The following is a 19608-nucleotide window of genomic DNA, read 5'->3' as shown; positions in this document are numbered from 1 at the left end:
AAAAGGTTGGCCTTAGCCAACCTTTTTTTACTGTTTGACCCTATACCGGATTATCGATGTCGATGAACTCCACCGCCATCCCGTGTTCGCTTGCCAACCACTCTCCTAAAGCCTTAATACCATAGCGCTCAGTAGCATGGTGCCCGGCGGCAAAGTAATGAATATCCAGTTCACGTGCCGTGTAGGTGGTACGCTCAGAAATTTCACCCGAGATAAATGCGTCCAGACCACGCTGCGCCGCCAGCTCGATATAGTCCTGGCCACCTCCGGTGCACCAACCGACTGTTTCAATCAGCTTGCCAGCATGATCTGGCGAGATGTGTAACGGCTCACGCTTGAGAACCCGATTAATCTTGGCAGCAAATTCACCGCCGGTCATGGCCTGCTTCAAGCGACCAAACATCGCAACCGATTGAGGGTGGCCTTCCAGACCACCTTCAACGTCAATATCGAGCAAGCGCGCTAACTCCGCGTTATTACCCAACTGCGGATGAATATCCAGTGGTAAGTGGTAACCATACAAATTGATATCGTGCTTGATCAGACTGCGGATACGCTTGCCTTTCATGCCACGGATTGGTTCTGGCTCACCTTTCCAGAAGTAACCGTGATGCACCAGCAGTGCATCAGCTTGTAACTCAATCGCTTTATCAATCAAAGCCTGAGAGGCTGTGACACCAGTCACAATACGAGACACCTCGGTTTTGCCTTCCACCTGCAAACCGTTAGGGCTGTAGTCTTTGATCAGCTCAGGAGACAGTTTTTCGTTGAGTATTTTTTCCAGCTGTAAATGATTCATTCTGGCGTCCAGTTTGTTATTGTGGCTAAAGAGTATGTCGAATGCACTCAATCATACCAGAGACTTTCGCCACCGCTAACCGCGATTGTTCCATACCATGAACATGAGTAGCCACAACCGTATCAGGGGCAGAATCAGCGATGAATCAGATACAACGCTTCTATCATTGGATCGCATCCAGCGCACCGATTTTCAAACCACAAGGACCGTTTGTCTCTTTGCAGGATCTGGTGGCGGGCCCGCTCCAGGACGAAGAAGGTTATGCCGGTAACCCACGCCTTGGTTTTGTTTATCAGCACTTATGTAGCAAACTACTGGCGAACTCCGAACAATATGAAATTGTCTTGGAGGAAGCGCAACTCAACCGCGAAAACGGGCAAACCTTGGGCGCGATTGATCTGATCGTCAACAACCAGTGGCTAAACCAGCTTGAGCACTGGGAAGTGGCGATTAAGTTCTATTTACTGTATCAAGGAAGCTGGTATGGGCCCAACGCCCATGATCAGCTTGATAAAAAGCTCGCTCGCATGCTCTCACACCAATTAAAAATGAGTACCTCAGACGAGTTTATCCGCCGCTTCCCACACCTGAACGTCGCATCAGAGCAGCTGCTGATGCAAGGGCGTTTATACATTAACCCATTCCTCACAGAGCCAGTACCACACTCATGCCTTGGCTACGCTTTGGATCCTGAGCAAATAACCGGGTTCTGGTGCTTCCGGAGCCAATGGGAGCACATTGCCGAGCCTGTGTTTAAGCTGGAGAAACCCTACTGGGCAACGGGTCTTAGCCAGTATTCTCACCCGGCATCTTGTCCGGATGATGAATTTATCCATGCACAAACGCGTGACGGTCAATTTTGGTTTATCGTGCCTGACGACTGGCCCAACAACCCGGGCAAACAATCCAAATCATAAAAAAAAACAGGCGGCCAAATGGCCGCCTGTTTATTGTACATCTCGTAAATCAATCTTGGTTACAGACCAGCGGCTGCAAACACCTGATTAACGATCTCTTGAGCTTCCGCTTCAATCTGTTTCAGGTGCTCTTCACCCTTGAAGCTTTCACAGTAAATCTTATAGATATCTTCAGTACCAGACGGACGCGCCGCAAACCAGCCGTTTTCCGTGGTCACCTTCAGGCCACCAATCGCAGCACCGTTACCCGGAGCATGTGTTAAACGAGCTGTGATTGCATCACCAGCCAGGGTTTCAGCCGCCACCATCTCAGGTGACAGTTTCTTCAGTACGTCTTTCTGCGGGCCGTTGGCTACCGCCTGGATTCGGTTGTACTTCGATTCACCGTGCTTAGCCGCCAGCTCTTCGTAGTACTCTTGAGGATTCTTACCAGTTACAGCCGTGATCTCAGCCGCCAGTAGACAAAGCAAAATACCGTCTTTGTCAGTTGACCAAGGCGTACCATCTTTACGCAGGAATGAAGCCCCGGCACTCTCTTCACCACCGAAGCCAAACTTACCGGTGTAAAGGCCATCAACAAACCACTTAAAGCCTACTGGTACTTCACAAAGCTCACGCCCCAGATCAGCAACCACGCGGTCAATTAACGCACTCGATACCAATGTCTTACCCACAGCGACATCTTTACCCCAAGCCTCACGGTGACGGTACAGGTAGTCGATACATACCGCGAGGAAGTGGTTTGGATTCATCAGGCCTTTTGGCGTGACAATACCGTGGCGGTCATAGTCCGGGTCGTTACCAAATGCCAGATCGTATTGATCTTTCAGTGCCAATAGACCAGCCATTGCGTAAGGAGAAGAACAGTCCATACGAACCACGCCATCTTTGTCCAGCGACATAAACTGGAACGATGGATCAATCGCTTCGCTTACTAACGTCAGGTCCAGGTTGTACGCCTGACCAATTTGACGCCAGTAATCAATGCCGCTACCACCTAATGGATCAACACCGATTTTCAGATTCGCTTTTTGGATCGCTTCCATATCGATAACGTTGACCAGATCATCGATGTATGGCTTAACCAAATCTAACTCAACAAATAGCTCCGAGGCTTTCGCTTCCGCTAATGGCAGGCGCTTCACCCCCTGCAGGCCTTCAGCAATAAGCGCGTTCGCCCGGTCTTCAATTGCCTGGGTCAACTCCGCTTCTGCCGGGCCACCATGAGTTGGGTTGTACTTAATACCACCGTCTTGCGGTGGGTTATGTGACGGCGTGATCACAATGCCATCAGCTTTAGCGTCATGCTTGATATTGTAGGTTAGGATCGCGTGAGAAATACCCGGCGTTGGGGTATAACCATTATCCTGCTGAACAATAACTTTTACGCCGTTGGCGATCAAAACTTCGATAACGCTTGAAAATGCAGGCTCAGAAAGCGCGTGAGTATCTTTACCGACAAACAATGGGCCTGTCGTACCTTGCTCTGCACGAACTTCAGCCACCGCCTGAGCGATCGCTAAAATATGGTTTTCATTAAAGGTGTGCTTGTCCGCTGTACCACGGTGTCCTGAAGTACCGAACTGAACTTTATGTTCTGAATTGTCTGCATCAGGTTGTAGCAAGAAGTAATTGGCAACCAGTGCCGGGATATTGTGAAGATCTTCTTGCTGTGCTTTCTGCCCAGCGCGAGGGTGCATCGCCATGTTTGACATCCTTTCTTTAAAAATAACCCAAAAAAAAGCCTCATAATATCTGCAAATTGCTACACATTATGAGGCTTCTATCAGGTTTTTAGATTGAACCTGTGACTTTTTCTATTAAGTCTGGTTGGAACTCCATGTGTGCCATCACCTGCTCAACCATCTGCCGCTTACGGCTGGTATTGTTATTGGTGATAACCCAAAACGGCGTGCCTGGAATAGCTTTCGGTTTGGTGGTGTTGCCATTGGCCAGCAAAGTAGCCTCATTATCGGCAAAGTAAACCCGCTTACGCCCTTTGACTTTGGTTGCCTGAGAGAAGCTGTCAGGATTTAATTTGTGTAAGGTTGATAATACCAACATAAAGCGATCAATTGCTTTCTTCAAAGAGGCAAATTCGTCAGAGATAAGCAGTGAGCGCATCTCTTTCACCATATCAACTTGCGCTGCTTTGCCAGCATCTTTACTTACTACGATTCCTTGTGGCTGCTCTGCTACAGTCGTGATTGTCTGTTTCTGCGGTTGGCCATCCATATCTAAAAGGCGGCGCAAAATATCCGAGGCACTTTCACCGATATGGCGAGTTTGACTCGCGATGTAACGGTATAGATCCTCATCAACCTCAATTGTTTTCATTCGCTTTTCACATTCTCAGTGTTTAAACTCTGGGGGATTATAACGAGATCCTTGCGGATACTCCACGTTAAACCCATCACGAATAAGATAAAATGTCAGCATTACTCAACTATAAGCAGGAAGGCCAAGGCCAAACCGTTGTTTTGATTCATGGATTGTTTGGTAGTTTCAGTAATCTGGGCTTGTTGGCACGCGATCTTGCTGAAGATCATTCAGTGATCAGTGTCGATCTGCGCAACCACGGCCTCTCTTTCCACTCTGACGTCCATGACTACCACTCCATGGCAGATGATCTTGCCACGTTACTGGGGCACCTCAACACAGAACCGGCGATCATTGTTGGCCACTCAATGGGCGGAAAAGTGGCGATGAAACTGGCTGACCTCGCGCCACAGTTAGTCCAACGACTGGTGGTGTTGGACATGGCTCCGGTCGCCTACCAAACCAATCGCCACGATACTGTTTTCCGCGGCCTGGAAGCGGTGCTGGAACAAAGACCTGCCAACCGCCAGCAAGCGATGGACATTTTGGCGGCGCATATCGAAATCGACGGGGTGAGACAGTTTTTATCCAAATCGCTGTACAAAAACGGCGACAAGATGGACTGGCGTTTTAACGTGTTGAGCCTGCTCAACAATTACCCGGATATCATTGGCTGGCAAGAGTTCTCCCCAACGAACATTCCTACTCTGTTCATAAAAGGGGGCGATTCTGATTATTTGATGCCACAACACCAAGCTGCCGTGCAGCGCCAGTTCAGCAACGCCAAAGCACATGTGATTGCCAACACCGGGCACTGGTTACACGCAGAAAAACCCGCTGAAGTGTTACGCGTGATCCGCAAATATATTACCAGTTAACAAATTCGACACATGGACAGTGATTATTGCGTGAACCACTCTTGCAGTGCATTAACTTTACCGTTTAACAGTGGTATAGTGCGCGCAACAATTTTTGGCATGAAGGATAGGTATGCTATACGACTATATGGATATCCTCGAGTCAATCGGGCTCGATCTTCTTTTTGCTGCGATCTTCTTTTTCATCGGGATGGCAATTAAAGATGTGTTGAAACAAGGTAATGTCCCTGTTTTTGGTCGTCGTATTGTATGGTTAGTCTTATTCTTAGGCTGTGCTGGTTTTATCGCCAAAGGATTAATTCAGCTCAGCTGGGAAGGTACTGGTTTGGGTTAAACCCCACCAGCTTCATTGCCAGTAACAGACACAATGTAAAGGTATAGACTCTATGGCAAGTGTAGGTATCTTCTTCGGTAGCGACACAGGTAATACTGAAGCCGTTGCAAAGATGATTCAAAAGCAACTCGGTAAAAAACTGGTTCATGTTCAAGACATCGCAAAAAGCAGCAAAGAAGACATTGACAACTTCGACCTGCTGCTGCTGGGCATCCCGACCTGGTACTACGGCGAAGCCCAATGTGACTGGGACGATTTTTTCCCAGAGCTAGAGCAAATCGACTTCTCGACTAAGCTCGTTGCCATTTTCGGTTGTGGTGACCAGGAAGATTATGCAGAGTACTTTTGTGACGCAATGGGTACAGTTCGCGATATCGTCGAATCAAAAGGTGGCACCATTCTTGGCTACACCTCAACAGAAGGCTACGAGTTCGAAGCCTCTAAAGCACTAGTCGAAGGCGATGACAACCAGTTCGTTGGCCTCTGTATTGACGAAGATCGTCAACCAGAGTTGACTGAAGAACGCGTCAACAACTGGGTTAAGCAAATCTACGACGAGATGTGCCTGGCTGAGCTGGAAGATTAACCTTTCACCATTCCAAAAGACCTTCATTCGAAGGTCTTTTTGTTTATCCTTGCCACTTATGAATCCAGCGCTATCGCCTCTTGTTCACGATATTGCGGTTTTTTTCTGACATACAATTTACGCTGTACCTCTGATACCACCCTGCCCTCACGATCTTTCACATAGGTGATAAATTCAGGGAAACACTTTTCTCCATTGCGCGTCGACTGATAGATGGCCTGCAACATCCCCTCCGTCACTTCAAACTCCGCATACAGATCACTGTGACCGGGTTTTATGAAGTTAATGCTTGCTTCTTTATCCCACACGTAATACTCCTCACGCAAGATTCCCATCAGCATCAACGAGTAAATAGGATCTGTCAGCGAAAAGATACTTCCGCCGTACTGGGTACGATTGGCGTTTTTATTCCACCAACGCAGTTTCAAGCGTACTTTTACACTGCGGAAGTCATTAGAAATGTTAACTATTTTTATCCCTGCCCCCCAAAAAGGCGGCCAGATATTCAGGGCCAGTTTAACGATCCCGGGTTTATAGATCTTAGCTAATCGCTTGTTCATTGCCGTCCGTGCTCTTCCTTGAAAAATGTTACCTGATTGTAACTGGTCTGATCTGCAATATAAGCGACCTATTTCCAATTTACAAAATTATTCTATTAACCCTTTGAACTTCGTGGTTTATTGTTTCCAACGGTTCACCTATAATGACAACTATTGAATTCTGTTAAATCGCTGCAGATGATCCAACGGGAAAGTATATGCCAGACAACAATAAGGCGCTGAAAGACGCAGGTCTTAAAGTAACCCTTCCAAGACTAAAAATTTTAGAAGTACTACAGCAGCCAGACTGCCAGCACATTAGCGCTGAAGATTTGTATAAGAAACTTATCGACTTAGGCGAAGAAATTGGTCTTGCAACCGTTTATCGAGTTCTGAACCAGTTTGACGACGCCGGTATCGTCACCCGTCACCATTTTGAAGGCGGAAAATCTGTATTTGAACTCTCGACCCAACACCACCATGACCACCTGGTGTGTCTTGACTGTGGTGAAGTGATTGAATTCTCAGATGAAGTCATCGAAATGCGTCAGAAAGAAATTGCGGCAATGTATAATGTTCAGTTAACCAACCACAGTTTGTACCTATATGGTAAATGTGGTGATGGCACTTGCAAAGACAACCCAGACGCACATAAACCGGCAAAATAAGCGCCGATTGCTTTATTCAACACATCATCAAAACGTCAGCACTTGCTGACGTTTTTTGTTACCGACACCGCTACTACCAGTCTACATAAATCTCTGATCATTCTTGATGGTTAAAATCGCTGATAACTGTGTTGTAGATTTGGTAATTAGAATAACTAGGTAACCTAAACCTACGCCTTGTTCTAGGCGATTTTTCCTGCGCAATTCTCTGGACACCTAACCACCTAACTATCCAGATTGGTATAAAAAAATGCCAGCAAACGCTGGCATTTTAATGTGATCAGATTGTCGTTCGCTTATTAACAGTCAATCTTTGCCCAAGTATCACGCAGGCCAACCGTACGGTTGAACACCAAATGCTCCGGAGACGAGTCTTTTGAGTCCGCACAGAAATAACCCGTACGTTCAAACTGATAACCAGACTCACCCTCGGCTACCGCCAGACTTGGCTCAACAAAGCCATTGAGCACGACCAGTGACTCTGGGTTAATCGTTGCGGTAAAGTCCTCTGCCGCTGCCGGGTTAGGTACCGTGAACAAACGGTCGTACAGACGAATTTCGGCTGGTAAAGCTTTATCTGCCGATACCCAGTGAATTACCCCTTTGACTTTGCGGCCATCTGCCGGGTTTTTACCCAGCGTATCAGCATCGTAAGAACAGAAGATGGTGGTGATATTGCCTTCCGCGTCTTTTTCAATACGCTCAGCTTTAATCACGTATGCACCGCGCAGACGCACTTCTTTACCCAGCACCAAACGCTTGTACTTCTTGTTCGCTTCTTCGCGGAAGTCATCACGCTCAATCCAAATCTCGCGGGTAAATGGAACTTCGCGCTCACCCATTTCTGGTTTGTTTGGATGGTTCGCAACCGTCAGCGTCTCAACCGCACCTTCAGCGAAGTTCTCGATAACGATCTTCACCGGCTCCAGCACAGCCATAGCTCGTGGTGCGTTTTCGTTAAGATCATCACGAATACACGATTCCAGTGAACCGAATTCGATCATGTTCTCTTGTTTAGTGACACCAATACGCTTACAAAACTCGCGGATAGACGCCGGCGTGAAACCACGACGACGCAGACCAGAGATGGTCGGCATACGCGGATCGTCCCAGCCATCAACCAGTTTTTCAGTGACCAGTTGGTTCAGCTTACGCTTGGACATCACCGTGTACTCTAGATTCAGGCGGCTAAACTCGTACTGGTGAGGGCGGCATTCAATCGTAATGTTTTCCAGTACCCAGTCGTACAGACGACGGTTATCCATAAACTCCAGCGTACAAATTGAGTGCGTAATCCCCTCAAGAGCATCAGAGATGCAGTGAGTGAAGTCGTACATCGGGTAGATGCACCACTTATCACCGGTTTGATGGTGAGACGCAAAACGGACACGATAAATTACCGGATCACGCATTACCATGAAAGAAGAAGCCATATCGATCTTAGCACGCAGACACGCTTTGCCTTCTTCAAACTCACCCGCACGCATTTTTTCGAACAGGACTAAGTTTTCTTCTACTGAACGCTCACGGTATGGGCTTGGTTTTCCTGGCGCTTTCAACGTTCCACGATATTCACGAATCTGCTCTGGACTTAGCTCATCAACATACGCTAAGCCTTTATTAATCAATTCAATTGCATATTCGTAAAGCTTGTCAAAGTAGTTGGATGAGTAACAAACCTCACCATCCCACTCAAAGCCCAACCAGTTTACATCTTTCTTGATAGACTCAACGTATTCGATGTCTTCTTTTTCAGGGTTAGTATCATCGAAACGAAGGTTACATTGACCCTGATAGTCCTGAGCAATACCAAAGTTCAAACAGATAGACTTCGCATGACCGATATGCAGGTAACCATTCGGCTCCGGCGGAAATCGAGTATGCACGCTAGTGTGTTTGCCATCCGCTAGATCCTTGTCAATGATCTGGCGAATAAAGTTTGATGGACGAGCATCAGCTTCACTCATCTATAGCACCTCAAAAATTAGTATTGTCAGAGAAAACGAAGCTCTGTCCACCATTTACGGTTTACAGAGCGCATTGCTGCTAATGATCCACAATTCTAAGCAAATAGACAATAAGTTCTGGCCGCTAATTACTATATTTTGCCGAAATTCAGTCTAGAAAGTGACTTCTTCTCCGACTGAAACAAAAAAACCCTCCTTAACCAAGGAGGGTTTGTTGAAAAAGCGTTCAATTAGACCGACAGTTGAACCTTGCTGAGGTCTTCGTCAGCCGGGATTTTTTTCATTTCACCCGCGACAATTTCAGCCAGTGGACCAAGAATAACCTGCAGGTTGTTGGTACCCAGTTTCACCACACCCATCGCACCTAAGTCTTTCAGGGTTTTCTCATTAACTACACTGATGTCTTTGATAGTCAGACGCAGACGTGTAATACACGCATCAATGTTCTCGATATTCTGGTGACCACCCAGTGCTTTCAAGTATTGGCGCGCCAGCTCAGATGAATTACCGGAGCCACTTACCGCTTCGGCTTCTTCACTGTCATCTTCACGGCCAGGTGTTTTGAGACCGAATTTCACAATCACCGTGCGGAACACGAAATAGTAGATGCTGAAGAAAACCAGGCCTTGAACAATCAGCATGTACCAGTTCACTGCTAACGGGTTGCGGCTTGACAAGAACATATCCACCAGGCCCGCTGAGAAACCGAAACCTGCAATCCACTGCATCGATGCTGCGATAAAGACAGACACACCGGTCATGAACGCGTGCAGAACATACAGTGCTGGTGCCAAGAACATGAATGAGAATTCTAGTGGCTCAGTAACACCGGTAAAGAAGGATGCAAATGCTGCCGCCAACATGATCGATGCTACTTTTTCTTTATTCTTCGCTTTCGATGTGTGGTAGATAGCCAGCGCCGCACCAGGCAAGCCAAACATCATGATTGGGAAGAAACCAGCTTGATACATGCCCGTAACACCAACCGTCGCCGTGCCTTCAGCCAGTGACTTCGCACCGCCCAGGAAGTTCGGGATATCGTTAATACCTGCAACATCAAACCAGAACACCGAGTTCAGGGCGTGGTGCAGACCAACAGGAATCAACAGACGGTTAAAGAAGGCGTAAATACCCGCACCGACAGAACCCAAACCCTGAATTGACTCACCAAAGCCAACCAAACCACCGTAAATCGCAGGCCAGACGTACATCAAGGCGAACGCAATAATAATGCCGGCAAAAGAGGTTAAAATTGGGATCAGACGTTTGCCCGAGAAGAATGCCAACGCTTTGTGCAGCTCCACATGCGAGAAGCGGTTGTAGATTTCTGCAGAAATAATCCCGACGAGAATACCAACAAACTGGTTGTTAATTTTTGAAAACGCCGCAGGGACTGACGATGGATCAATACCCTGAATTTGCGCCACTGCCCCCGGAGAAAGCAGAGTCGTAACAACCAGGAAGCCGACAAAGCCAGACAATGCCGCGGCACCATCTTTGTCTTTCGACATACCATACGCTACACCGACCGCAAAGAGTACCGACATATTGTCGATGATCGCCGCACCGGCTTTAATCAGAAATGCTGCAAGTGCGCTGTTCGCACCCCAACCATTTGGGTCAATCCAGTAACCGATACCCATAAGTATCGCTGCCGCAGGAAGGGTGGCAACCGGCACCATAAGCGCCTTACCTACCTTCTGAAAGTATCCAAGAATGTTCACCTTTAGTTCCCCCTATAGGATGTAATCTTCTTCGAATGACTTATTTCAGTCGTTCAATTTAGTCCATTTCAGTTTATGAAATTAATTTTGCTCCGCAAATTAAAACCTCTTCGTTTGTGATCACAGTCACCACAAATGCTCATTCCGCATGGATTTTGCTAGCCAGATCATAAAACTTATTTTATTATGCGAAAAAATAGCATTTTGGCGATAGGGTTTTCCTACCTAATGCTCAAAATGTTCCGCGTTTTTTTGGTATATTAGTAGGTAACAATTAGTAAGTTTGCTGTGGAAAATAACCGTAAAAGCCAATTAATAATATATTTTTCAGGCGCTTATAGTAAAAACAATATCCATATAACGCACCTTGCTGTATTTAACTCGTGATCTAATTCAGTGGTAAAAAGTAAGTCGCTACTGATTTCGCCACTCAAGCGCCAGATCACGAGATAGACTTGAAAATCTCTAGTATAAGGATTAGCTGACTATGTACGCGCTAAGTAACTGTAAAATCTATACCGGTAGCGATGTGCTCACCGATCATGCGGTCATCATCAACCACGATCAGATTCATTCGATCGTGCCAGTTACTGAACTACCAGAAGGCATCGAAACAAAAAATTTGGATGGTGCGAACCTAAGTCCTGGTTTCATTGACCTCCAGCTAAATGGTTGTGGTGGCGTCATGCTCAATGACGAAATCACCCCAGAAACGATGCAAATAATGCACGAAGCCAACTTAAAATCTGGTTGTACAAGTTTCTTGCCGACGTTAATCACCTCTTCTGATCAAGACATGCGCACCGCCATCAGTGCGGCACGTGACTATCACGACAAATATCAAAATCAATCGCTGGGATTACACTTAGAAGGCCCCTATCTGAACGTCGCCAAAAAGGGCATTCATAACGTTGAGTTCATTCGCCGTTCTGACGACACCATGATCGACCTTATGTGCGCTAACGCTGACATTATTGCGAAAGTAACCCTGGCACCAGAACTAAACGATCCTGAGCACATTGCACGCTTGAAAGCAGCTGGCATCGTCGTTTCGATTGGACATACCAACGCGACGTATGCCGAAGCCCGCCGCGGTTTTGAAGCAGGCATTACATTTGCGACCCACCTGTTCAATGCGATGACACCGATCGTTGGCCGGGAGCCGGGGGTTGTTGGTGCCATCTACGATACACCGGACGTGTACGCCGGCATCATTGCCGACGGCTTCCATGTCGATTATGCCAACATCCGAATTGCTCATAAAATCAAAGGCGATAAGCTTGTTTTGGTGACCGATGCCACAGCTCCGGCAGGTGCAAACATTGATCACTTTATTTTTGTCGGTAAGAAAGTATATTACCGAAACGGTAAGTGTGTTGATGAAAACGGCACACTCGGCGGCTCAGCACTGACAATGATAGAAGCAGTTCAGAATGCTGTTGAGCACGCAGGCATCGCTTTAGATGAAGCATTACGAATGGCCACACTGTATCCTGCTACCGCAATCGGTGTTGAGAATCGCCTTGGCCGGGTACGAAAAGGTATGGTGGCAAACCTGGCTATTTTCGATCGTGACTTCAACATTAAAGCGACGGTGGTTAACGGACAATACGAGCAAAAATAAGCATGAATGGCGGACAGATTGGTAATGTAGATTTAGTAAAACAACTAAACAGCGCAGCTGTTTATAGGTTGATTGACCAACAAGGTCCAATCTCCCGCATCCAAGTGGCAGATGTGAGTCAACTTGCCCCCGCAAGTGTTACCAAAATCACCCGCCAGCTTCTCGAGCGCGGTCTGATCAAAGAAGTCGCGCAGCAAGCATCCACCGGTGGGCGCAGAGCAATCTCGCTCACCACTGAAGTCAAACCGTTTCACTCCATTGCGGTTCGTTTAGGGCGAGATTATGTCCATTTTTGTCTCTATGACCTGGGTGGAACCGCACTGGCAGAAGATCAACATGAACTTCACTACACCAACCAGGCTGATCTTATTGCCGGTTTGGTTGAACTCATCAAAGAGTTTATCGCCCGCTTCCAGGATAAAATCACGCAACTGATCGCCATTGGCATCACCCTCCCGGGCCTGGTAAACCCGACGACGGGCGTAGTTGAGTACATGCCAAACACCGATATCGATAATATGGCGCTGGGTGAAATCATCCGGGAAAAATTCAATACTGCCTGCTTTGTCGGCAATGATGTCCGCGGTATGGCCTTGGCAGAACACTACTTTGGTGCCAGCCAGGATTGTCAGGATTCCATCCTGGTCAGTGTCCACCGGGGCACCGGGGCCGGAATTATCGTCAATGGCCAGGTATTTCTTGGTTTCAACCGCAACGTCGGTGAAATCGGTCATATCCAAATCGACCCTCTGGGTGAACAATGCCAATGTGGCAACTTTGGTTGTCTGGAGACCGTAGCGGCAAACCCAGCCATTGTACAACGAGTGAAAAAGCTCATCGCACAAGGCTATGAGTCGAGCCTGACTCAGCTGGAAAGCATTACGATTGAAGATATCTGTACCCATGCAATGAACGGTGATGAACTGGCGAAACAAAGCTTAGTCCGCGTTGGTAATCAACTTGGCAAAGCGATAGCCATTACCGTCAACTTGTTTAACCCACAGAAAATTGTCATTGCCGGCAGTATTACTGCCGCCGAAGAGATTGTCTTTCCTGCAATCCAACGCAATGTCGAAAATCAGTCACTCAAAACATTCCATAATGAGTTACCAATCGTCGCTTCTCAGATCGACAAACACCCCACCATGGGCGCTTTTGCTATGATCAAGCGCGCTATGCTTAATGGTGTTTTATTACAAAAGTTACTTGAAGACTAAGTTTATACAACTAATTGAGTTACAATTACGGGCTGTGAATTCACAGCCCGTTTTTATACATCAGGGATATAGCTCAACAGTATGGAAATTATTCTAATAACCACAGCATTTATTGCTGGCTTCATTGCTCTCAAATGTCACCTTCCGCCTCTGGTTGGCTTCCTGTTAGCCGGATTTGGTTTACACACCTTTGGCTACCAAAGCAACGAAACCATTATTACCTTAGCGGATCTCGGTGTGACCCTGCTGCTCTTCACCATCGGCTTAAAACTCGAGATCAAAACTCTGCTCTCGAAAGAGATCTGGGCCGGCGCGACTGTGCATAATCTTCTCTCGACCGCTTTTTTTGCTTTATCCTGTTTCGGCTTAAAACTGTTGGGGATTACATCACTGGCGAGCATGGACAGTGGGCAAATTTTGCTGCTGGCGTTTGCCCTGTCATTTTCAAGTACCGTCTTTGCCGTTAAAACCCTGCAGGAAAAAGGTGAGATGAACGCCACATACGGTACCCTGGCGATTGGCATTCTGGTCATGCAGGATATCTTTGCTGTGATCTTCCTCACCGCTTCGACCGGCAAAATCCCCGAATGGTATGCGATCGGCTTATTCGCCCTGCCGCTGTTGCGCCCCCTTGCTTACCGCCTGCTCGACAAAGTAGGCCACGGTGAGATGCTGGTTTTGTGTGGTATCTTTTTTGCGTTAGTCGCCGGTGCCGGCTTGTTTGAACTGGTCGGCATGAAGCCCGACTTAGGCGCTTTGATACTCGGGATGCTCCTGGCTGGCCACCCGAAAGCTTCAGAACTGTCTAAAGCGCTGTTTAACATGAAAGAGCTGTTTTTGGTGTGCTTTTTCCTCAACATTGGCCTTTCGGCATCACTCAGCAGCACCGGGGTGGGCTTAGCGCTGCTGTTCCTGTTACTGCTGCCGATCAAAGGTGTGTTGTACTTTTTAACCATCAATCATTTCAAGTTCCGCGTTCGCACTTCTTTGCTCGCCTCATTATCCCTGTTTAACTACAGCGAATTTGGCCTGATTGTCAGTGGCCTTGCTTACAAAATGGGCTGGATGACAAACGATATACTGGTCGCTATCGCCGTCGCCGTTTCGCTATCATTCATCATCGCAGCGCCACTGAATCGCCTGGGACACCAGATTTACCAGCACTCCGGCAAGTGGTTACAGGAAACCGCAGCAGAAAAACTCAACCAACGTGACCAACTCATCAACCCGGGGCATGCGCAAGTATTGATCCTCGGGATGGGCCGGATTGGCACTGGTGCCTATGATGAACTGCGCGCACGTTACGGTAAGATTTCCCTGGGGGTCGAAGTAAGGGATGAAACCGCCCTCCAGCATCGAAACGAAGGACGCAACGTGATTGCCGGTGACGCCACTGACCCTGATTTCTGGGAACGTATCTTAGACACCGGCCATGTCAAACTGGTGCTGTTGGCCATGCCTCATCACCAAGGAAATCAAGTAGCCTTAGCGCAGCTCAAACGACGTCATTATAAAGGCCAAATTGCCGCCATTGCCGAGTACCCGGACCAGCGCGACGAGTTACTCGAGAATGGCGCTGACGCAGCATTCAATATCTACAGCGAGGCCGGGAGCGGTTTTGCCCGTCATGTGTGTGATCAGTTGCATCCCAGCTTCTCGCCAAACTAATCGCCTGAATTCGCCCGTCACCGCCAAGCCTTCTCTTAGAGAAGGCTTTTTTGTGCGTTATTCATACCAAACCTTGATTTTATTCACCAAAACAAGCAATAAATTAAATAATATTTACCCAACAAGTCCTTTTATCATTTTTATCGGTACTAAACGTTGCTTTTTTTACTCATAGTGGCAAATTGAAGCCATACCGATTAAATAGTGTTTAGTTTAAAAAGGATGTTGTATGTGTTCAGTATTTGGCATTTTAGATATTAAAAGTGATGCAGCGGCATTGCGTCCAATTGCACTGGAGATGTCGAAAAAGCTTCGCCACCGTGGCCCGGACTGGTCTGGTATCTACGCCTCAGATCGTGCAATTCTGGCTCACGAGCGTTTGGCGATCGTTGGCTTGAACAGCGGTGCCCAACCTCTTTATAGCCCTTGTAACAAACTCATCCTGGCAGTAAATGGCGAAATCTATAACCACAAAGAGCTGCGTGCCCGCTATGCGGACAAATACGATTTCCAGACTGACTCAGATTGTGAAGTGATTTTAGCGCTTTACCAAGAAATGGGTCCCAAGCTACTTGAAGAACTAAACGGTATTTTTGCTTTCATCCTTTATGATGAAGAAAAAGATCTCTACCTGGTGGGTCGTGACCATATCGGTATTATTCCTTTGTACCAAGGCTATGATGAGCATGGTAACTACTACTTAGCATCAGAAATGAAAGCCTTGACGCCAGTGTGTAAGACCATCAGCGAGTTCCCTCCGGGCTGCTACTACGCCTCTGGAGACAGCGCACCTCACCGCTACTATGTTCGTGACTGGAACGAATACGCAGCAGTGCAGAACAACACCACCAGCAAAGAAGAGCTGACCGAAGCGTTAGAGGCGGCGGTAAAACGTCAGCTAATGACTGACGTGCCTTATGGCGTATTACTCTCCGGTGGCCTCGATTCTTCAATTACGTCTGCGGTAGCCAAACGTTTTGCGGCAATGCGCATTGAAGACGACGAACAGTCAGAAGCGTGGTGGCCACAACTGCACTCCTTCGCCGTCGGGCTTGAGGGTGCGCCAGACTTAAAAGCCGCCCGCGAAGTGGCAGAGAAAATCGGCACCGTGCACCATGAAATGACTTACACCATTCAAGAAGGCCTGGATGCGATCCGCGATGTGATATACCACATTGAAACTTACGACGTCACCACAATCCGTGCTTCAACGCCAATGTTCCTGATGGGACGTAAAATCAAAGCGATGGGCATTAAGATGGTACTGTCTGGCGAGGGTGCCGATGAGATTTTCGGTGGCTACCTGTACTTCCACAAAGCACCAAACGCCAAAGAGTTCCATGAAGAGACGGTACGTAAACTGCTTGCCCTGAACATGTTCGACTGCGCCCGGGCAAACAAATCACTGGCGGCATGGGGTGTCGAAGGTCGGGTGCCTTTCCTGGATAAAGAGTTCATCGACGTGGCAATGCGACTCAACCCGGAAGATAAAATGTGTGGCAACGGCAAGATGGAAAAACACATCCTGCGTGAGTGTTTTGAACATTACCTGCCAGACTCAATTGCATGGCGCCAGAAAGAGCAGTTCTCTGATGGGGTCGGCTACAGCTGGATTGATACCCTGAAAGAGGTGGCAGAACAAAAAATCTCTGACCAGCAAATGGAGACCGCGAAGTTCCGTTTCCCTTACAACACACCGACAACCAAAGAAGGTTACGTATACCGTGAAATCTTTGAAGAGTTGTTCCCGCTACCTTCAGCGGCAGAGTGTGTACCAGGCGGCCCGTCTGTGGCGTGTTCTTCCGCGAAAGCAATTGAGTGGGATGAGTCTTTCCAGAACTGCGTTGATCCATCAGGACGTGCGGTACAAACCGTGCATAACGATTCTTACTAAGCAGTACAGGCCACCTGCCCAAGCAGGCGGCCTGTGCAAAACCATCAAAAAAGGTGCCAATGGCACCTTTTTTTACATCTTTCAATCCGCATTCAGTTTAAATCCAAGTTCCGGTTATCGATGCTGACCGGTACACTCTGGGAGATCATTTTGACCAGCATAATTGACCGCTTCTCGCCATCCTGCTCCTGAAATATGGCGTCAATGCCGGCAAACTGGCCACTTTTGACCCGAACCACATCACCGCATTTGGGCATACTTTCCACGGCAGCGTCTTCACTGCTGGCCTCTAACTGCAGCAACTCAGTAACCAACCCCTCGTCCACCTCTTTGGGTAATGCTCCAAAACGAACAAAATCAATCACCCCCCGGGTTGAACGTACCGAAGTAAAACTGGGGCCCTGTTCATAATCAAACCGGGCAAACACATACGAAGGAAAAAGCGGCTCTTTGACCTTAGTTCTCTTCCCGCGCGAAATTTTTTCCACATCTATCGTGGGGTAAAAGCACTCCACCGATTGATTACTTAAATGCGCGACAGCCCGTGCTTGCTCACCACGCTTACAATAAAGGAGGTACCAACGTTTCATTTATACTAGCCAATTCTGTTTTGGATTAATCCTAGCATCATCGACTACCTCAGTCATGAACAATCCGCTCAATAATCCGAAACGGCGCACGGAAATGCATGCCCACCCCAACTCCTTCAAAAAGACACAAAAATTATACAGAACCAAAATTGGAAATTAAGTTTGTAAATTACATCAAAAGTAGTCATAAGCCCCATAAAATGGGGACAAAGCAGTTACTTATAGGTAACGAGACAACTCAAGCCAACATATTATCATTTGTCACGTGCAGCATTGCCATGTATATGTAGGACACGATAGAAAATGTAATAACTACGATTAGCTGATCTTATGTCAAACCAACATCAATACTTCGGCCACCCACGTGGCTTGTTCCTGCTGTTCGGTACCGAACTCTGGGAACGTTTCTCTTATTATGCAATGCGTGCCATTCTAGTCCTGTACCTGACAGATACGACGATGAACGGCGGGTTGGGCTGGTCCACCAAAGATGCGCTGGATCTCTACGGTATCTACACTGGCCTGGTCTACATTACCCCACTTATCGGTGGTTACCTTGCTGACAACTGGCTGGGCCAACGTCGCTCTATTCTGATCGGTGGTGCACTAATGGCGCTGGGCCAGTTCTCACTTGCCCTGCCTGCCGATGCCCTCGGCTTGAGTAACCTGCATGCATTTTACCTTGGTCTGGCTCTGCTTATCGCAGGTAACGGCCTGTTTAAGCCAAACATTTCCACCATGGTCGGGGATCTCTACTCAGAAGGCGACCATCGCCGTGATGGTGCATTCACGATTTTTTACATGGGGATCAACATTGGTGCCCTGCTCGCGGGCGTGGTGTCTGGCTCGGTAACCGATTCATTTGGCTGGAAAGCTGGCTTTATCGCAGCGGGTATCGGTATGGTGATCAGCTTAGTGATGCAAATGAGCTTTGCGCAATCATGGCTGGGTGACATTGGTCGGGAGCCGGCGGCAAAACGCGATATGGCACTGAAAAACGCAAACCAAAAGCAGCCACTGACCAAAGAAGAAGTCGATCGTCTGAAAGTTGTCCTGGTGATGGGACTGTTTGTTATCGTGTTCTGGGCTGGCTTTGAGCAAGCCGGTGGCCTGATGAACATTTACACCCAACAATACACCGACCGTATGATTGGTAACTTCGAAGTACCAACCGCCTGGTTCCAGTCCTTAAACCCATTCTTCATCATTACCCTGGCGCCAGTACTGGCTGCGTTTTGGGTCAAACTGGGTAAACGCGAACCAAACTCACCAGTTAAGTTTGCCCTGGCACTGTTCTTCTTGGCACTCGGCTTCGTTTGCATGATTGGCGCGGTACTGGAGCAAGGTGGTGACACCAGCGTGAAAACCTCAATGCTGTGGTTAGTCGGTGCGTTTTTCTTCCACACTCTGGGTGAGCTGTGCCTGTCGCCAATTGGCCTGTCTCTGGTCACCAAGCTGGCACCACTACGCCTGGCGTCACTGATGATGGGTGCCTGGTTCGGCTTCAACGCGATAGCCAACTACGTAGCAGGCTATGTCGGCTCTCAAGTCGGTGAACTTGGTGCAATGGCTATCTTCAGCGGCATCGCGATTACCGCCACCATCAGTGGTGCGTTATTGCTGATTTTTGCCGGTACCCTGGTTCGCTGGATGCACGGTGCAGAAAACACCCACAGCAGCGCAGCACAAAATGAAGAGCTTGAAGAGCCACAGGCGCAAATCGCTTAACCGCTCAGCTGCAAATAAAAAGGGTCGCCATGGCCTGTCTCTTGATCACAAGTTTTGCTAATCAAGAGACATTGCTAACTCGTAGCCCTCAAGGATGGTTTGTAATTTGAACCATCCTTCCCATAACACTTTTATTGAGGCCCGCCCTGTTCGTTT

General features: G+C 47.8%; 17 protein-coding genes. 10 read left to right on the top strand and 7 right to left on the bottom strand.

Translation table 11 applies throughout. The annotated features are described in order from the left end of the window. Positions 1-40: 40 nt before the first annotated feature. On the bottom strand, positions 41-799 hold the full coding sequence (locus P2G85_RS16460; RefSeq protein WP_275865155.1) for a Nif3-like dinuclear metal center hexameric protein: 759 nt from the start codon (positions 797-799) through the stop codon (positions 41-43). 140 nt (positions 800-939) lie between these two features. Between P2G85_RS16460 and P2G85_RS16455 the strand changes: the two genes are divergently transcribed. After that, positions 940-1716 carry a DUF1853 family protein gene (locus P2G85_RS16455; RefSeq protein ID WP_275865154.1) on the top strand — a complete coding sequence of 259 codons (777 nt, stop codon included), beginning with the start codon at positions 940-942 and terminating at the stop codon, positions 1714-1716. Between the two features lie 59 nt (positions 1717-1775). Here P2G85_RS16455 and pgm read toward each other — a convergent pair whose 3' ends face one another. Together pgm and seqA are read right to left on the bottom strand one after the other, a co-directional pair. Continuing rightward, positions 1776-3422 carry a phosphoglucomutase (alpha-D-glucose-1,6-bisphosphate-dependent) gene (pgm, locus tag P2G85_RS16450; protein WP_275865153.1) on the bottom strand — a complete coding sequence of 549 codons (1647 nt, stop codon included), beginning with the start codon at positions 3420-3422 and terminating at the stop codon, positions 1776-1778. 88 nt (positions 3423-3510) lie between these two features. After that, positions 3511-4053 carry a replication initiation negative regulator SeqA gene (gene seqA / locus P2G85_RS16445; protein WP_275865152.1) on the bottom strand — a complete coding sequence of 181 codons (543 nt, stop codon included), beginning with the start codon at positions 4051-4053 and terminating at the stop codon, positions 3511-3513. A gap of 92 nt (positions 4054-4145) precedes the next feature. On the opposite strand from seqA, the gene P2G85_RS16440 reads away from it, so the two are divergent. The 3 genes from P2G85_RS16440 to fldA all read left to right on the top strand — a co-directional run bounded on the left by P2G85_RS16440 (position 4146) and on the right by fldA (position 5833). Continuing rightward, positions 4146-4913, top strand: a complete 768-nt coding sequence (locus P2G85_RS16440; protein ID WP_275865151.1) for an alpha/beta fold hydrolase — start codon at positions 4146-4148, stop codon at positions 4911-4913. A gap of 112 nt (positions 4914-5025) precedes the next feature. Continuing rightward, entirely contained in the window at positions 5026-5247 is a 222-nt protein-coding gene (locus P2G85_RS16435) for a DUF2788 domain-containing protein (protein WP_275865150.1), read from the top strand. A gap of 52 nt (positions 5248-5299) precedes the next feature. Continuing rightward, complete coding sequence (fldA, locus tag P2G85_RS16430) at positions 5300-5833, top strand: flavodoxin FldA (protein WP_275865149.1); 534 nt, start codon at positions 5300-5302, stop codon at positions 5831-5833. Between the two features lie 56 nt (positions 5834-5889). On the opposite strand, the gene P2G85_RS16425 is transcribed toward fldA, so the two are convergent. Beyond that, positions 5890-6393, bottom strand: coding sequence for a DUF4442 domain-containing protein (locus tag P2G85_RS16425; RefSeq protein WP_275865148.1), 504 nt, complete (start codon positions 6391-6393; stop codon positions 5890-5892). Positions 6394-6590: 197 nt separating this feature from the next. Between P2G85_RS16425 and fcrX the strand changes: the two genes are divergently transcribed. Next, positions 6591-7040 (top strand): ferric iron uptake transcriptional regulator FcrX, encoded by a 450-nt coding sequence (fcrX, locus tag P2G85_RS16420; RefSeq protein ID WP_275865147.1) that lies wholly within the window; start codon positions 6591-6593, stop codon positions 7038-7040. Between the two features lie 299 nt (positions 7041-7339). On the opposite strand, the gene glnS is transcribed toward fcrX, so the two are convergent. After that, positions 7340-9007, bottom strand: coding sequence for a glutamine--tRNA ligase (gene glnS, locus P2G85_RS16415; protein ID WP_275865146.1), 1668 nt, complete (start codon positions 9005-9007; stop codon positions 7340-7342). Between the two features lie 230 nt (positions 9008-9237). Continuing rightward, positions 9238-10731 carry an N-acetylglucosamine-specific PTS transporter subunit IIBC gene (gene nagE / locus P2G85_RS16410; protein ID WP_275865145.1) on the bottom strand — a complete coding sequence of 498 codons (1494 nt, stop codon included), beginning with the start codon at positions 10729-10731 and terminating at the stop codon, positions 9238-9240. 487 nt (positions 10732-11218) lie between these two features. Here nagE and nagA point away from each other — a divergent pair, with 487 nt between their 5' ends. From nagA to asnB, 4 genes are all read left to right on the top strand, one after another. Beyond that, the gene (gene nagA, locus P2G85_RS16405; protein WP_275865144.1) at positions 11219-12355 is read left to right on the top strand and encodes an N-acetylglucosamine-6-phosphate deacetylase; all 1137 of its coding nucleotides are present in this window, start codon (positions 11219-11221) and stop codon (positions 12353-12355) included. A gap of 2 nt (positions 12356-12357) precedes the next feature. Beyond that, the gene (locus P2G85_RS16400; protein WP_275865143.1) at positions 12358-13572 is read left to right on the top strand and encodes an ROK family protein; all 1215 of its coding nucleotides are present in this window, start codon (positions 12358-12360) and stop codon (positions 13570-13572) included. An 81-nt stretch (positions 13573-13653) separates the two neighbouring features. Further along, positions 13654-15240: a cation:proton antiporter family protein gene (locus P2G85_RS16395; protein WP_275865142.1), complete on the top strand. Its 1587-nt coding sequence runs from the start codon at positions 13654-13656 to the stop codon at positions 15238-15240. Between the two features lie 229 nt (positions 15241-15469). Beyond that, positions 15470-17134 (top strand): asparagine synthase B, encoded by a 1665-nt coding sequence (asnB, locus tag P2G85_RS16390; protein ID WP_275865141.1) that lies wholly within the window; start codon positions 15470-15472, stop codon positions 17132-17134. 92 nt (positions 17135-17226) lie between these two features. Here asnB and rfaH read toward each other — a convergent pair whose 3' ends face one another. Further along, entirely contained in the window at positions 17227-17724 is a 498-nt protein-coding gene (gene rfaH / locus P2G85_RS16385; RefSeq protein ID WP_275865140.1) for a transcription/translation regulatory transformer protein RfaH, read from the bottom strand. Between the two features lie 330 nt (positions 17725-18054). Between rfaH and P2G85_RS16380 the strand changes: the two genes are divergently transcribed. Next, positions 18055-19452 carry a peptide MFS transporter gene (locus P2G85_RS16380; protein ID WP_275865139.1) on the top strand — a complete coding sequence of 466 codons (1398 nt, stop codon included), beginning with the start codon at positions 18055-18057 and terminating at the stop codon, positions 19450-19452. The last annotated feature ends 156 nt before the right edge of the window (positions 19453-19608 follow it).

The organism is Vibrio sp. CAU 1672 (assembly GCF_029223195.1).
GTDB lineage: Bacteria > Pseudomonadota > Gammaproteobacteria > Enterobacterales > Vibrionaceae > Vibrio.
This window is presented reverse-complemented; position numbering and strand designations above follow the sequence as displayed.